The following is a 15390-nucleotide window of genomic DNA, read 5'->3' on the forward strand; positions in this document are numbered from 1 at the left end:
GGAACCAGCGATGAAGGTTGTGTCGAGCAAGGACTTTAAGCTAGAGCGGGAAGTGGAGTATGGTACGCCAGAGCAAAATCAGGCGGTAAAGGAAATTGTGGCCGCCATTAAAAAAGAAGGAGACACGGCGCTTCTTCGCTATACGGAGCAATTTGACCGGGTCGTACTTACGCCGAATCAGCTGCGGGTAACCCCGGAAGAGCTTCAGGCAGCATATGGCCGAGTAGAGCAATCTTTCGTATCCGCTATTCAAGCGGCTGCAGCCAATATCCGGGCGTTCCATGCCAGACAGAAACGGAATTCATGGATGGACTTGCAGCCGGATGGCACGATCTTGGGGCAGATTATTCGTCCGCTGAAGCGGGTAGGGGTATATGTACCTGGTGGCAAAGCAGCTTATCCCTCCTCGGTGCTGATGAACGTGATCCCAGCTCAGATCGCGGGTGTGCCGGAGATCGTCATGGTGACTCCGCCATCCACCGGCGGCAAAGAAGGGATTGACCCTTACATCCTGGTTGCTGCTGCAGAAGCAGGTGTTAATGAAATCTACCGTGTGGGCGGAGCACAGGCGGTAGCTGCTTTGGCTTTTGGTACGGAGAGCATAGCGCCGGTAGATAAAATATGTGGGCCCGGCAACATATACGTTGCGCTGGCTAAACGCGAGGTATATGGCGCCGTGGATATCGACAGTATCGCGGGTCCCAGCGAAATTGTCGTGCTGGCAGATGAGACCGCTGAGCCGGCCTATGTCGCAGCGGATCTGCTCTCGCAGGCCGAGCATGACGAGATGGCCTCGGCGATTCTGGTCACGCCATCGCAGAGCCTGGCGGATAGCGTGGCGGCCGAAGTGGAGCGTCAGCTGCAAGAACTGCCGCGTCAGGCGATCGCCCGTTCTTCCGTAGAGAATTACGGCGCGATCATTGTTGTGGAATCTATGGAGGAAGGGATCTCCGTAGTGAATAGACTGGCACCAGAGCATCTGGAGATTGTTGTCGAAGATCCTATGGGCCTCGTTGGCAGCATTGAGAATGCTGGAGCCATCTTCCTGGGAGCGTATAGCTCCGAGCCCGTGGGTGATTATTTTGCCGGGCCAAATCATATTATCCCAACCAATGGGACCGCACGTTTCTCGTCACCAGTGGATGTGGATGATTTTATTAAAAAATCAAGTCTGATCTATTACAGTAAGGAAGCACTCTTGCGTGATGGGAAGACCATTATAGAGCTGGCACGCCGCGAAGGGTTAGAAGGCCACGCACGAGCCATTGAGATTCGACTCAAGAACGAAGGAAAAGGTGGAGACGGATATGGAGAACAATAACGAACAGGCCTTGCGCCAAGCTGGATTAAGCCGCAAAACAAACGAGACGGATATAAAGTTGTCTCTTAATGTAGATGGAAGTGGAGTTTCAGAGCTGGAGACGGATGTTCCTTTTCTGAATCATATGTTGGATCTGTTCACGAAGCACGGACAATTTGACCTGTCTGTACAGGCACGTGGAGACATCGAGATTGATGACCACCACACGGTTGAAGACATTGGGATCTGCCTAGGGCAGGCGCTGCACGAAGCACTGGGTGATAAAAAAGGAATCAAACGTTATGCGAGTGTTTTTGTACCGATGGATGAGGCTTTGGCGCAGGTTGTGATCGATATCAGCAATCGCCCGCACTTTGAATATCGTGCAACCTATCCTTCACAGCAGGTAGGCAGCTTTTCGACGGAGCTTGTTCAGGAGTTCCTGTGGAAGTTCGCGCTCGAAGCACGGATTACGTTGCATGTTATCGTACACTACGGTTCTAACACTCATCACATGATTGAGGCTGTATTCAAAGCGCTTGGACGGGCGCTGGATGAGGCAACTTTGATTGATCCACGTGTGAAGGGTGTGCCTTCTACGAAGGGAGTGCTGTAGGATGACTGTTGCAATCGTCGATTATGGCATGGGCAACCTGCACAGTGTGAGCAAGGCGGTAGAACGTCTCGGTTATGAGTGTGTAGTGACGGGTGATGCCGAGCAAATTCTCGCTGCTGATAGTGTCATTCTGCCAGGTGTCGGTGCATTTGGCGATGCGATGGGGCATTTGCGGGAGAATGGTTTGGATCTTGTCGTCAAACAGGTAGCCGCTGGAGAGCAGCCTCTGCTTGGGATCTGTCTTGGCATGCAGCTGTTGTTTAGCACCGGTGAAGAGCATGGCAGCCATGAGGGGCTAGATATTCTCTCGGGTTCAGTGGTGCGGTTCACTCCTAGAGATGGCTATAAGGTGCCGCATATGGGGTGGAACAAGCTCAGCTTTAGACAGCCGGAGAATCCGCTTTTTGTTGGCCTTGAGGAGGGGCATGTGTATTTTGTCCACTCTTATCACGCGCTTGTAGCAAAAGAGAGTGATCTGCTGGCTGTCACAGATTACGGTTACCCAGTCACGGCTATTGTCGGGCAAGATAATGTGTTCGGTATGCAGTTCCATCCGGAAAAAAGCGGAGAGCTGGGAATCAAGCTGTTGGGTAATTTTTTGAAATATAAGAAAGTATAAGTTTCACAATACACTTTATCCTTATATTTCTCGCTTAAACGCTTACCGTCCTTATAAGGACGACGAAGGCGTTTATACTTGAAGATTAAGAGAGAGCGGGCGTAAGCCACGCTATAAATATAATGTAACGAAAGTGGGGAGCGCCAAATGTCTTCTTTTATTGTATATCCGGCGATTGATATCCGGGATGGAAAGTGCGTCAGGCTGCAGCAGGGGGATTACAATCAGGAAACGATATACAATGATAGTCCACTAAAGGTGGCAAAATCATGGGAAGAGCAAGGTGGAAAGTTCATTCATTTGGTGGACTTAGATGGTGCGAAAGCAGGTCATCCTGTGAACGATGCGATCATCGGTGCTATTGCTGCTAATGCTAACGTTCCTGTGCAGGTGGGCGGCGGTCTTCGCAATCTTGCGGACGTAGAGAAATTGCTCGGACTTGGCGTTAGCCGCGTTATTATTGGTACTGCTGCGATTAACGATCATGCTTTTACCGAAGAGGTATTGGCAAAATACGGCGATAAAGTAGCGATCGGCATTGATGCGCGCAACGGTTATGTTGCGACACACGGCTGGCTGAACACTTCCGAAGTTCGTGCTGAAGCTCTTGCCAAAGAATTGGCGGCAAAAGGAGCCGAGACGTTCATTTACACCGACATCTCCCGAGACGGGATGATGCAGGGGCCGAACGTGGACGGTATCCTGTCCATGGCGCAAGCCAGCGGTAAAACAGTGATCGCCTCCGGCGGAGTCACCAGTCTTGATGATCTGTTGCGTCTGAACGTGCACAGCGGCAGCGGTGTGGGTGGAGCTATTGTTGGCAAGGCGTTATACACGGGCAATATTGATCTTTCTGAAGCTTTGCGAGCGCTTGGGCAGAAGTAGCGTTGGGCGAACGCGCTAATTGATGAGCGGATGAACAAAAGACGACATGGGTTAGCCAAGGAATAGTGGATCAATGAAACAGACAGAACCAACAGTGGGTTAAAGAAATAGACTTAACAGTAACGTAGTGAACACAAATCACTAAATCACAAAAACTGATCGATAAACGAGCGAATGAACAAAAAGACAACAGTTGAGCAATCCAATGAGCAGTGGATAAAAGAAATAGACGTAACAGTAAATGAGTAACTAATAATAATTAAATGAACGCCCAGAGAAGCAAACTAGCAAAAGTTAAACGAACAAACTAGTAAACCAGCAAAAGGGCTAAACAACAAAGCAACAAAAGAGCTAAAACAAACCAGCTGACCAATAAAGCAACAAACCCAACTAGCTAATGTGTTTCACTTTGTACAATCAAAACTGGTTAAAAATCTCCTTTTCGTGGATTCTACAGGAAACTATTGCACGAAATGCAACACACTGCTCAACTAGAGGGTATGAGTTCGATTCTATTGCACTGAGTGCAATAGAATGTTGAACTAAGCTGATTATCGGCTAAAACCCGCTGCACAATCTGCTACAATAGGCGTAATTAGGCGGCGGGAAGGGTATTTTTCCTCGGATGATGATTTAAGTGTACTTTATACAGCTATTTTTCACATTTAGAGCTGATTAGCTAATTTAGTTGTATTTCGTGCAGCTATAACTCAGAGATGAGTTGATTTATAAGCTCATCCTCAGATTTAGTTGTACGAAATGCAGTTAAAAGAGTGGCTTGCAAAAAGGCTGATAAAATAACTGCACGTTGTGCAACTAAATACTCGTGGGCTTGCAGGTGGCGCGAGCTCTTCCGACCACATAAGGGTCAAAACCGCGGAACTTGAAGGTGTTATGGGTCAAGGAAGCGGCCACGAAGGGGTTAGCGATCATAGCACATGTTCAGCCGTGTGGGCTATGGTTCAGCCGGATGGGTTATGATTCGCCCATGTCAACAATCAAGGTTACCAGAGGGCAGCGGCCCTTGGGCTCCCCCTGGGCTAAGAGAGCTTTAGGGGGACCGACACACTTTAGGCGTTTGAAACGCTTTTTAAAGAAAGGGGGATTTCATAATGTTAGCAAAACGTATCATCCCTTGTCTTGACGTTAAGGATGGACGGGTAGTCAAAGGCGTTAACTTTGTGAATCTGCGTGATGCTGGAGATCCGGTAGAGCTAGCGGCACTGTATGACCGCGAGGGCGCAGACGAGCTTGTGTTTCTAGATATATCGGCTTCCGTAGAAGGTAGAGCAACGATGATCGAGGTTGTGCGGCAGACCGCCGGTGAGATTGCCATTCCTTTTACAGTGGGTGGAGGGATCTCTACAACTGATGATATGAAAAGGATTCTTCGTGCAGGCGCAGACAAAATCGGCATTAATACGGCAGCCATCACTAATCCTCAGTTAATTTTGGACGGCGCTCGCCGATTTGGCTCCCAGTGTATTGTAGTAGCGATAGATGCTAAATATAATGAGGCTTTTGGTGAATGGGAAGTGTACACTCATGGCGGGCGTAAGCCCACGGGCATCCGTGCTCTGGCTTGGGCTAAAGAAGCTGAGAAGCTGGGCGCAGGCGAGATTTTGCTCACTAGTATGGATGCAGATGGCACAAAAGACGGCTTCGATCTGAAGCTAACCTCGGCAGTATGCGATTTGCTCAGCATTCCTGTGATTGCTTCTGGCGGCGCTGGGAAGAAGGAGCATTTTTACGATGTATTTACGGAAGGGAAAGCCGATGCGGGACTTGCGGCGACCATTTTTCACTATAAAGAGATTGCAATTAATGATTTAAAGGCAGATTTGAAGCAAAAAGGGGTAGAAATCCGATGAGCGAAACACAAAAGAATACAACAATAAGCCAAAAAGAAGCTCTGGCAGGCATTCGCTGGAATGAAGCCGGTCTGGTGCCTACGGTTGTTCAGGATGCTAGCAGTTTAGAGGTACTGATGGTTGCTTATATGAACTCCGAATCGTTACAGCTATCACTGGAGAGTGGTCAGACTTGGTTTTGGAGCCGCTCACGCAGCGAACTTTGGCATAAAGGCGGAACCTCAGGCAACACACAAGCTATTACCTCCATATCCTATGATTGTGATAGCGACACACTACTCGTGAAGGTTGTGCCTGAAGGACCAGCTTGCCATACTGGAGCTACGTCATGCTTTTTCCGTGAGATTCCTTTGAATAACCCAACAACAGATGCCTCGAAACCAGTGTCTAGTTTGACAGATGGTGAGCGTTTTGCTGTTCTTGGTGAGCTGGAGCGTGTGATTGCTGAGCGGGAAGTAGAACGCCCGGAAGGCGCGTATACCACTTATTTGTTTGATAAAGGCGTGGATAAGATCCTCAAAAAGGTAGGCGAGGAAGCTTCCGAGACCATTATTGCCGCCAAAAATAAAGATAACGCCGAGCTGCGCCTTGAAGTCAGCGATCTGATCTATCATCTGTTGGTATTGCTACAAGAACGTAAGCTTCCACTGGATGAGATTATGGAAGAGTTGAGTACCCGTCACGAACGCCCACGCCGGGATCAGTACTAAGGGGGACTGAGTGATGCATATTGATTACCACACGCATCATGAACGCTGTGGCCATGCCGTGGGTAAGCTTGAGGAGTACGTGCAGCGCGGGATAGAGCTTGGACTTCAGCAGCTGGGGTTATCTGACCACTTGCCGCTTATCCACGTAGATCCCGCCAGCTATTATCCTGAAATGGCTATGCCAATGGCTGAGCTGCCTCGTTACGTGGAGGAATGTCTAACCCTAAAGGAGCGTTACCGTGGAGTCATAGATCTGCGGGTGGGGCTGGAAGCCGATTATATCGAAGGCTACGAAGAGCAAATCCGCGAGGTTTTGTCACCGTATCCATGGGATTATCTTATAGGTTCTGTGCATTTTCTTGGGGAGTGGGATATAACGGATCATCGCCAGGTTCATGGTTGGGAAGGCAAAGATGCGCTAGAGGTATATCGTCTTTATTACGATGCGGTAAAGAAGTCGGCGTTATCGGGATTATATGATATTATAGGACATATGGATGTTATTAAACGGTTCGGTTATGGTCCACAAACACCGGAGGGCAAGGCTGAGGTGAAGGCGCTGGAGCTAGAGACCTTAAAGGTTATAGCGGATAGCGGAATCGCCATGGAGCTGAATGCTTCCGGACTTACGAAGCCTTGCGCTGAGATGTTCCCGGCGGAGCACCTGCTACAGGAGGCCCTAAAGCTCGGCATACCGCTGACATTAGGCTCCGATGCACATGATCCTGCCAAGCTGGGGGACGGGCTGCAAGAGGCGCGTAGCATGCTTTGGCACACTGGTTTTCGTGAGCTGGCTGTATTTGAGGGACGCCGCCGTACCACTGTTCAGTTCAAACTATAATAATTTATAATCCGCAGGAGGGTATTATGCATCATCAACAATTACGTATTTTTTCCGGTTCGTCGAATCCAAAGTTAGCGGCTGATATTGCGGAGCGACTTGGTGTTGAATTGGGGCAGATAAAGCTGACCCGCTTTATGAGCGGCGAGATTTACGTTCATTACGAAGAAAGCATCCGGAACTGCGACGTATTTTTGGTGCAATCCCTTTCGCATCCCATTAATGAGATGTTCGTGGAACTGCTGGTGATGATAGATGCTGCCAAACGGGCTTCAGCTCGCACAGTGAACATTATTGTGCCGTATTATGGATATGCTCGGCAGGAGCGGAAGTCCGCACCTCGTGAGCCGATCTCGGCTAAGATGGTGGCTGATGTGCTGACGACCGCTGGAGCAACCCGCGTAATCACCATCGATTTGCACGCAGCGGCGATTCAAGGCTTTTTCAACATTCCGGTCGATCATCTGACTGCACTCGATTTGATCAGCAGCCATTTGAAAGCCAAGGCAATGTCTGATCTGGTCATTGTTTCCCCGGATGCAGGGCGTGCGTCTATGGCTGAGAAGCTGGCGAATAAGCTGGATTCACCTTTTGCCATTATGATCAAGAAGCGTCCAGCCCATAATGAATCGGTAATCACTCATGTGATTGGTGATGTCGAGGGACGGACACCAATCATTATTGAGGATCTGATCGATACTGGGACGACCATTGTGAATGTGGTAGAAGGTCTGAAGGAGAGAGGTGCGAAGGACAGTATTGTCTGCGCGACGCACGGATTATTCTCAGGGCCCGCGCTACAGCGGCTTGACCATCCTTCTATTCAGGAAGTGGTTACGACAGATTCTATTGCACTGCCTGATGACCATTCAAGTCGGTTTACGGTACTATCTGTTGCACCGATGCTTGCCCAGGCTACGCACATCATCCTTGAGGGTGGTTCAATCGATAAGCTATTTAGAGACGCGGGAATTTAATTCCCCGTCTTTTTTATTTTTTGTCAAAAAAGATGTTGTAAGCAGAGTGGTAGAGTCTTTCTCAACTTGAGATTCTCGCTGTCACATGTGGTATACTGTGTGGAGATACCCGCGCCCAATAAGGGAACGGAATAGCGATTAAGGATGGAGCTCCGGCATACCCCATAGGGCGCCGCCCTCCTATTTTTCGTTAGTATAAGGAAGCTTCTTATAAGGGAGGTGCCTTGCTTCCATGATTGAGAGAACTTCAGAGTATGAACTGGGGAATGATAATGTGATTCCTGTAACTCTGAATGCCAATTTTTTCTTTGAAAGAGCCGTTCGGTCCTTGGATCGCTTTCAATATGATAAGGCATTAAAGAATTTTCGCAAAGCTGTAGAGTACGAGCCGGAGAATCCGGTCAATCATTGCAACGTGGCTGGCGTATTATCAGAAATGGGTAATTATGAAGCGTCCAATGACATTTTAACCCATGTACTGGAGAATATTGATCCGGCAATGACGGAATGTTATTTCTATATGGCTAACAACTTCGCCAATATGGAAAGCTATGAGGAGGCAGAACGCTCACTCGTCACTTATCTCGAAGAAGATGTGAACGGTGAATTTCTGGCCGAATCGGAAGAATTGATGGAGCTGCTGCAATATGAGCTGGACCGTCCTGCTCCACTTATCCGGATTAGAAGCCGGGAAGGTGTAATAGAGCATGAGCGAGCCCGAGCACTGTTGGAGGAGGGCAAGTTTACACAAGCCGTCACTTTGCTTGAAGAGATTGTGAGCAATACGCCTGACTTCCTGGCGGCACATAACAACCTAGCCCTAGCGTATTTTTACATGGGTCGTTTTACCAAAGCTAAGGAATGTATTATGCGGGTGCTGGAGCAGGACTCCGGGAATCTGCATGCACTCTGTAACTTAGCGATCTTCCTTCAGTATGAAGGCGACCGCGGGCAACTGGATGGATTGTTACGCCTTCTGGAGACCACTATTCCGTTTCATCAGGAGCATCTGTTCAAAATGGCCACCACCATGGGGATTCTGGGACGCCATAGAACCGCCTATGGCCATTTTAGACGTCTGTTGAAGGATGAAGAGGTCGGTGGCGACGCCAGTCTCTATCATTATTGTGCGGCTGCTGCCAGCAATAGTGGCCTGTATACAGAAGCCCAGCGCTGCTGGCAGAAGGCGGCTAAGCTCGATCCGGAATCGGCTGTGCCGAGATTTTTTCTAGCTCAGCTGCAGCAGGCGCAGGGGGAAGGCAAAACGCTGTCGCTGGTCAGCTACAACTATCAGCTTCCTTTTCAGGAGCAGCTGAAGCTGTGGAAGGACAACAAGGGCAGCTTTACCGAAGAGGTACGGAACAATCCGCTGCTTCGCTCTTCCTTCTTCTGGGCGCTCCGCTACGGGGATGCCAATACGAAGCTTCAGGTTACAGAAGCTCTGCGGTGGATTGAAGATGAAGAGATGTCCGAAATTCTGCAAGGACTTCTGAAGCAGCAGCCCTTGCAGGAAGAAAAGCTGCAAGAAGCGGCACTTCTTAGTCTGCAGCGGCTGATTGGAAGTGTTCCTGAAGAGAATGTGCTTCAGGAAGTCAAAGAAACCTCTTCCCCGCGTCTGAAGGGACTGCCGGAATGGAGAGAGGATTGGCAGAAAGTTATCGATCAGACCCTTAGTATGATGGATCGAAGATATGATGCAATCCATAAAAAAGATGCTGAATTACTTTGGAAGCAATTTCTGAGCAGCCTTTATCCGGATATTCCGTTTATCCGTCATGCGAATGGCTGGTGTGCTGCCTTAGAATATCTAATTGCTAAAACGCATAACCTGCCGGTCACCTACCGTGAAGTAGCTCAGCGTTACAATGTTTCTGTATCTATGGTCAGTCGTTATGCTCGGCGCATAGATGAGGAATGTAGTTTCGAGGGAAGTGTGAGCGACAGTCTTCCGCCATTTACCGAGAATATCTAAAACGATCATGTAGTATTTCGTAGAAACGGAGCCCTTTTTATATGTCTTGCGTAAACGCTAATGTTCCTTATAGGGGCACCGAAGGCGGCTATGCATGCCAAAAAAGGGCCCGTTTCTTCTAAATAAACCCTATTGTGAGGAGGCCACTGTTATGTACAAAACGATTGTAATCGGAACAGGCCCAGCCGGGCTTACTGCTGCAATTTATTTGGCACGTGCCAACCTAAACCCACTTGTGATTGAAGGTATGCAACCAGGTGGACAACTGACAACGACAACAGAAGTCGAGAACTTCCCAGGCTTTCCTGAAGGAATTCTAGGCCCGGATTTAATGGACAACATGCGCAAGCAGGCTGAACGTTTTGGAGCTGAATTTAAGAATGGCTGGGTGGATTCAGTTGATTTTTCACAGCGTCCATTTAAAGTGACTGTAGATGGATTGGGAGTATTAGAAGCGGAGTCAGTGATCATCTCAACCGGCGCATCTGCCAGATATTTAGGAATCCCCGGGGAGCAGGAGAATGTGGGCCGTGGGGTCAGCACTTGTGCTACTTGTGACGGATTCTTTTTCCGTGGCAAAAAGATTATTGTCGTCGGTGGTGGAGATTCAGCGATGGAGGAAGCCAGCTTTTTAACCCGATTCGCTTCCAATGTAACATTGGTTCACCGTCGTGATGAGCTTAGAGCTTCGAAGATTATGCAGGCTCGCGCACGGGATAACAGTAAGGTATCGTGGGCTCTTAACCGTACACCGCTTGAGGTTACAACCGACGAGTCTGGCGTTAAAGGGCTGACGGTTCGCAACAATGAGACGGGAATTGATGAACTCATCGAAGCGGACGGAGTGTTTGTCGCGATCGGGCACACGCCGAACACCGGATTTTTAGGGGGACAAATTACGACCGATACCAACGGCTACATTGTGGTCAACCCTGGAACGACAGAAACGAACATCCCGGGCGTATTCGCTTGTGGCGACGTGCAGGATACCCGTTATCGTCAGGCAATTTCTGCAGCCGGATCTGGCTGTATGGCAGCAATGGATGCCGAGAAGTACCTAGAGGGCACGATGGTGCATGACTGGAGCGAAACACTGGATAGTTAATTTTGCGAGAAATCGTAGTCCGATGACATATAAGCAGGTTATCCTTTTTCTAAAAGGTTGCCTGCTTTTTTTATAATGGTGGGGCCGTGTCCGGAAATTAAATATGTTGTTTATTTATTACCGCTCAGAAGTTAAAATAACTGTAACAATGTCCTTATAAAAAGACTTGCGCATTTTAAAAATACGTTTACAATGAAGATATAATGTTAACGTGAACAATTTATATTAATACCTATTACAAGCAATGATTTTAAGTTTAAAATATTTATTGGGAAATCAACTGATTAAATTAATGTTCACGTTAAACTTTGTGTAACTCCCATTCGAACTTAAAGGAGAGCAGCAAACCTCATGAGTAAAAAATTCATGGATGAGAACTTTCTATTGTCGAGCGAGACCGCAATTAAGCTATTTCATAATCATGCGAAAGACATGCCCATTATCGATTATCATTGCCACCTCAGTCCAAAAGAAATTTATGAGAACAAAACGTTCAACAATATTACCGAAGCTTGGCTGTATGGCGACCATTATAAATGGAGAGTGATGCGCGCTAACGGTATAGAAGAGAAATTCATTACTGGCGATGCCAGTGATTATGATAAATTTATGGCCTGGGCTAGAACGGTTCCGATGATTATCGGGAATCCGCTATACCATTGGACGCATCTGGAGCTGCAACGTTTCTTCGGTGTATATGAGTTGCTGAATGAAGCTAACGCACCAAAAATTTGGGATGAAGTGAATAGACAGCTACAAAGTGAAGGATTCGGAGCAAGAGATTTGATCATTAAATCGAAGGTGACTACGGTTTGTACTACCGATGATCCTGTAGATAATCTAGAATATCATGAGAAAATCAGTAATGTGAGTGGGTTCAATGCTAGCGTTGTGCCGGGATTCCGGCCAGATAAAGCGCTTGAAATCAACCGTCCTACCTTCCAGCCGTGGGTAGCCCAGCTAAGCGAAGTTTCGGGAATGGCTGTTGAGAATTACGGACAGTTTCTTGCAGCATTGGAGAGCAGAGTTAGATTCTTCCATGCCAGAAGCGGCCGTGTATCTGACCATGCTTTGGATGCGGTAATGTTTGAGCCTACTACCTTGGAGGAAGCTACAGCTATATTTGCTAAAGCACTTCATGAAGGCACTGTAAGTGAGAGTGAAGAAAAGAAATATAAAGGATTCACGCTAGTATTCCTCGGCAAATTGTATAACGAGCTGGGTTGGGCGATGCAATTCCATATTCATGCGCTTCGGAATAACAACAGCGTAATGTTCGGACGTCTCGGACCTGACACGGGTTATGATTCCATCAATGACGGCGTGATTGCTAAGCCTTTGGCGGGTCTGCTCGATGCGCTGGATCGTGAGAATGCATTGCCTAAGACCATTTTGTACTCACTGAACCCTAATGATAATCATGTTATTGCCAGTTTAATGGGCAGCTTCCAGGGCGGTGGTATTCCAGGCAAGATTCAATTCGGAACCGCATGGTGGTACAACGACAATAAAGACGGCATGCTGGAACAGATGAAGACACTTGCTAATCTAGGCGTACTTAGCCAATTTGTTGGGATGTTAACAGACTCCAGAAGCTTTTTATCGTATACCAGACATGAGTACTTTAGAAGAATCTTGTGTGATCTGGTAGGCTCTTGGGTAGAGGCTGGAGAAGCCCCGGATGATATGGAGTTACTGGGCAGTATGATTGAGAACATCTGTTACAATAACGCTGATCATTATTTTAATTTCTCGAAACAGGCATTGGTGACTAGGTAATCGTTATGATATCCTTACATGGAAGAGCCAAACCCGTTTGATAAGGAAGGTTGACCCATGGCACCTACAATCAAGGATATCGCCAAATTGGCGAATGTATCGCATACAACTGTATCGAGAGCACTTAACAATAGTCCACTAATTAAAGAGGTCACACGTAAAAAAATTGCCGAGATCGCTGCGCAAGTGGGCTACGTCCCTAATTACAATGCCAAAAGCCTTGTGATGCAGCGATCCTATACCATTGGTCTGTTCTTCACGAGTATTGCCAACGGCACAACTTCGGGTTTCTTCTCTGACACGATTCGTGGTGTAAATAGTGTCATAGATGTAGAGTACAATCTGTTCATCCGTGGGATCGACGATTATGCGGAATATTCCTCTATTCATCGCAAACGTTTTGATGGAATTATTCTAATGAGCCAGAGTGAAGCAGATAATAAATTCATTTACCATGTTGTCCAGCAAGGCATTCCAATCGTTGTGCTGAACCGGCAAATTGATGACCGCTCCATTATTAACATCATCTCGAACGACCGGGAAGGTGCTTATAATGCAGGCAAATACCTGATCGAAAACGGGCATCAAGACATTGCAATTATTGAAGGTGTCGAGGGCTTTAAATCCACACAGGAACGCAGAGATGGCTTTATAAAAGCTTTGATTGACCATAATATCCCTGTTCGTAATGACTACATGATAAGTGGTAATTATGATATGCAAAGTGGATATGAGGCGATGGGCAAGCTACTGGATCTCGAGAAACCACCAACTGCTGTATTTTGCTCCAATGATGATATGGCGATTGGGGCTATGAAAGGTGTGTTTGAGCGAGGGCTGCAGGTGCCAAATGATATCTCTGTTGTTGGTTTTGACGACATTGGGTTTTCACTTTTTGCCAATCCTTCACTCACCACGGTCAAACGTCCTATTGAGAAGATTAGTGAGCAAGGCGCTCGCCAGCTGTTAAGCTTGGTCAAGGAGCCCTCAGAAAAAGACGGGCGGATCTCGATCGAGACAGAGCTTATTGCCAGAGAATCAGTCAGGAAGTTGCAGAAGTAGAGGCTGCGCATAGCAGCCTAATACTTTACTATCGTAAAGGGTTGCTATCTAAAATTTTCACGTGTGCATATATTTAATTAATTATCAATATAAATATGATTTTATATAGTTTGTTTAATTAGTTTATCGTGTGCATTTACTATTAGGAGGCGTTTATATGAAAAGATTAAATAGCGATAATTGGACAGCTTACAAGCAGTATCCTGAGAAGGTCCTACAATTTGGCGAAGGCAATTTCATGCGCGCTTTTGTAGATTGGCAGATTCATACCATGAATCAAAAAACGGATTTCAATGGTGGAGTGGTTGTTGTACAGCCGCTGGCTAACGGACTGGCGGAAATGCTAAATGATCAGAATGGGCTGTATACCCTTTATCTGCAAGGCATTAAAGACGGAGCGGCTGTAAAAGAGCACGAGGTAATTAATTGTATTACGCGGACGCTTAATCCCTATTCACAGCATGAGGAGTATATGAAGCTGGCTGAGAACCCTGAGCTGCGCTTTATCGTGTCTAATACTACTGAAGCGGGAATTGCTTTTGAAGCCGGCGACAAGTTAACCGATACGCCGCAGAGTAGTTTCCCGGGCAAGCTGACGGCCTTATTGTACAAACGTTATCAAATTTTTAATGGGGATGCTTCTAAAGGTTTTATCATCATTCCATGTGAGCTGATTGACCGGAATGGTGATGAGCTCAAAAAGGTTATTTTGAAATATGCTGAGCTGTGGAATCTTGGAGAAGGTTTTGTGAACTGGTTGAATGAAGCTAATACCTTCTGCTGCAGTCTGGTGGACCGCATTGTTCCCGGTTATCCAAGAGACAGCATTGCCGAGATTACAGAAGAGTTGGGTTATGAGGATAAGCTGGTCGTTGTCGGCGAGCAATTCCATCTTTGGGTGATTGAAGGACCGCAGTGGATTAAAGAGGAGTTCCCGGCTGAACTAGCAGGTCTTAATGTGCTGGTGGTGGATGATATGGCCCCTTATCGCACTCGAAAAGTGAGGATTTTAAACGGAGCTCATACAGCTATGACACCAGTAGCGTATTTGTACGGTATTGATACGGTTGCTGAGGCCATTGAGCACGAAGAGGTTGGGGCGTACGTGAAGTCTTTAATCTATGATGAAATTATTCCAACGCTGGATCTGCCGGCAGAAGAATTGAATTCTTTTGCAGACGCGGTATTAGAAAGATTCCTGAACCCTTATGTGCAGCATTACTTGATGAGCATTTCCCTTAATTCTATATCGAAGTTTAAGACAAGAGATCTGCCTTCTTTACTGCAATATGTAGAGGCCAAAGGACAATTGCCTGAAAAGCTCGTCTTCTCATTAAGCGCATTAATTGCCTTCTATAGAGGACGCAGAGGGGAAGAAAACATTCAACTGGCTGATGATGCGGATATTTTGGAATGGTTCGCCTCCTTATGGGGAGGATGGGATGGCACAGACACCGGGCTGCGCGCACTGGCCGTCGAAGTACTTGCCGCAACCAATCGCTGGGGCTGTGATCTGAATGAAGTGGCTGGACTTACTGACAAGGTGACAGAAGGACTGATTGCGATTGAGAAAAATGGCATGAAGCAAGCCTTAAAAGCGTTCGTGAAGAGACCGGCACACAACTAATACCCTGGAGGTGACAATGATATGAT

General features: G+C 47.2%; 13 protein-coding genes. All 13 read left to right on the forward strand.

Features of this window, described 5'->3' with window-relative positions; genetic code table 11:
- Positions 1 to 10 precede the first annotated feature (10 nt).
- The 13 genes from hisD (at position 11) to MHH86_RS00830 (ending at position 15364) form a co-directional block, all read left to right on the forward strand.
- Positions 11 to 1321 (forward strand): histidinol dehydrogenase, encoded by a 1311-nt coding sequence (gene hisD, locus MHH86_RS00770; protein ID WP_036687064.1) that lies wholly within the window; start codon positions 11 to 13, stop codon positions 1319 to 1321.
- Entirely contained in the window at positions 1308 to 1916 is a 609-nt protein-coding gene (gene hisB, locus MHH86_RS00775; protein WP_036687073.1) for an imidazoleglycerol-phosphate dehydratase HisB, read from the forward strand. The genes hisD and hisB overlap by 14 nt, the downstream gene beginning before the upstream one ends.
- A 1-nt stretch (position 1917) precedes the next feature.
- Positions 1918 to 2535 carry an imidazole glycerol phosphate synthase subunit HisH gene (gene hisH, locus MHH86_RS00780; RefSeq protein WP_036687074.1) on the forward strand — a complete coding sequence of 206 codons (618 nt, stop codon included), beginning with the start codon at positions 1918 to 1920 and terminating at the stop codon, positions 2533 to 2535.
- Positions 2536 to 2682: 147 nt separating this feature from the next.
- Positions 2683 to 3420: a 1-(5-phosphoribosyl)-5-[(5-phosphoribosylamino)methylideneamino]imidazole-4-carboxamide isomerase gene (hisA, locus tag MHH86_RS00785; protein ID WP_036687075.1), complete on the forward strand. Its 738-nt coding sequence runs from the start codon at positions 2683 to 2685 to the stop codon at positions 3418 to 3420.
- Between the two features lie 1112 nt (positions 3421 to 4532).
- The gene (hisF, locus tag MHH86_RS00790; RefSeq protein ID WP_036687077.1) at positions 4533 to 5291 is read left to right on the forward strand and encodes an imidazole glycerol phosphate synthase subunit HisF; all 759 of its coding nucleotides are present in this window, start codon (positions 4533 to 4535) and stop codon (positions 5289 to 5291) included.
- Entirely contained in the window at positions 5288 to 6001 is a 714-nt protein-coding gene (hisIE, locus tag MHH86_RS00795; protein WP_036687080.1) for a bifunctional phosphoribosyl-AMP cyclohydrolase/phosphoribosyl-ATP diphosphatase HisIE, read from the forward strand. The genes hisF and hisIE overlap by 4 nt, the downstream gene beginning before the upstream one ends.
- Positions 6002 to 6014: 13 nt before the next feature.
- Positions 6015 to 6842: a histidinol-phosphatase HisJ gene (gene hisJ / locus MHH86_RS00800; protein ID WP_076224850.1), complete on the forward strand. Its 828-nt coding sequence runs from the start codon at positions 6015 to 6017 to the stop codon at positions 6840 to 6842.
- Positions 6843 to 6868: 26 nt separating this feature from the next.
- Positions 6869 to 7819 carry a ribose-phosphate pyrophosphokinase gene (locus MHH86_RS00805; protein WP_036687083.1) on the forward strand — a complete coding sequence of 317 codons (951 nt, stop codon included), beginning with the start codon at positions 6869 to 6871 and terminating at the stop codon, positions 7817 to 7819.
- Positions 7820 to 8051: 232 nt separating this feature from the next.
- Positions 8052 to 9791 carry a tetratricopeptide repeat protein gene (locus MHH86_RS00810; protein ID WP_051491491.1) on the forward strand — a complete coding sequence of 580 codons (1740 nt, stop codon included), beginning with the start codon at positions 8052 to 8054 and terminating at the stop codon, positions 9789 to 9791.
- A 151-nt stretch (positions 9792 to 9942) separates the two neighbouring features.
- Complete coding sequence (trxB, locus tag MHH86_RS00815) at positions 9943 to 10896, forward strand: thioredoxin-disulfide reductase (protein ID WP_036687084.1); 954 nt, start codon at positions 9943 to 9945, stop codon at positions 10894 to 10896.
- A 351-nt stretch (positions 10897 to 11247) separates the two neighbouring features.
- On the forward strand, positions 11248 to 12675 hold the full coding sequence (uxaC, locus tag MHH86_RS00820) for a glucuronate isomerase (RefSeq protein ID WP_038568112.1): 1428 nt from the start codon (positions 11248 to 11250) through the stop codon (positions 12673 to 12675).
- Positions 12676 to 12732: 57 nt separating this feature from the next.
- Entirely contained in the window at positions 12733 to 13737 is a 1005-nt protein-coding gene (locus MHH86_RS00825; RefSeq protein WP_076147713.1) for a LacI family DNA-binding transcriptional regulator, read from the forward strand.
- Between the two features lie 157 nt (positions 13738 to 13894).
- Positions 13895 to 15364, forward strand: coding sequence for a tagaturonate reductase (locus MHH86_RS00830; RefSeq protein WP_076147711.1), 1470 nt, complete (start codon positions 13895 to 13897; stop codon positions 15362 to 15364).
- Positions 15365 to 15390 lie beyond the last annotated feature (26 nt).

The organism is Paenibacillus sp. FSL F4-0097 (assembly GCF_038593125.1).
Classification (GTDB): Bacteria; Bacillota; Bacilli; order Paenibacillales; family Paenibacillaceae; genus Paenibacillus_AQ; species Paenibacillus_AQ odorifer.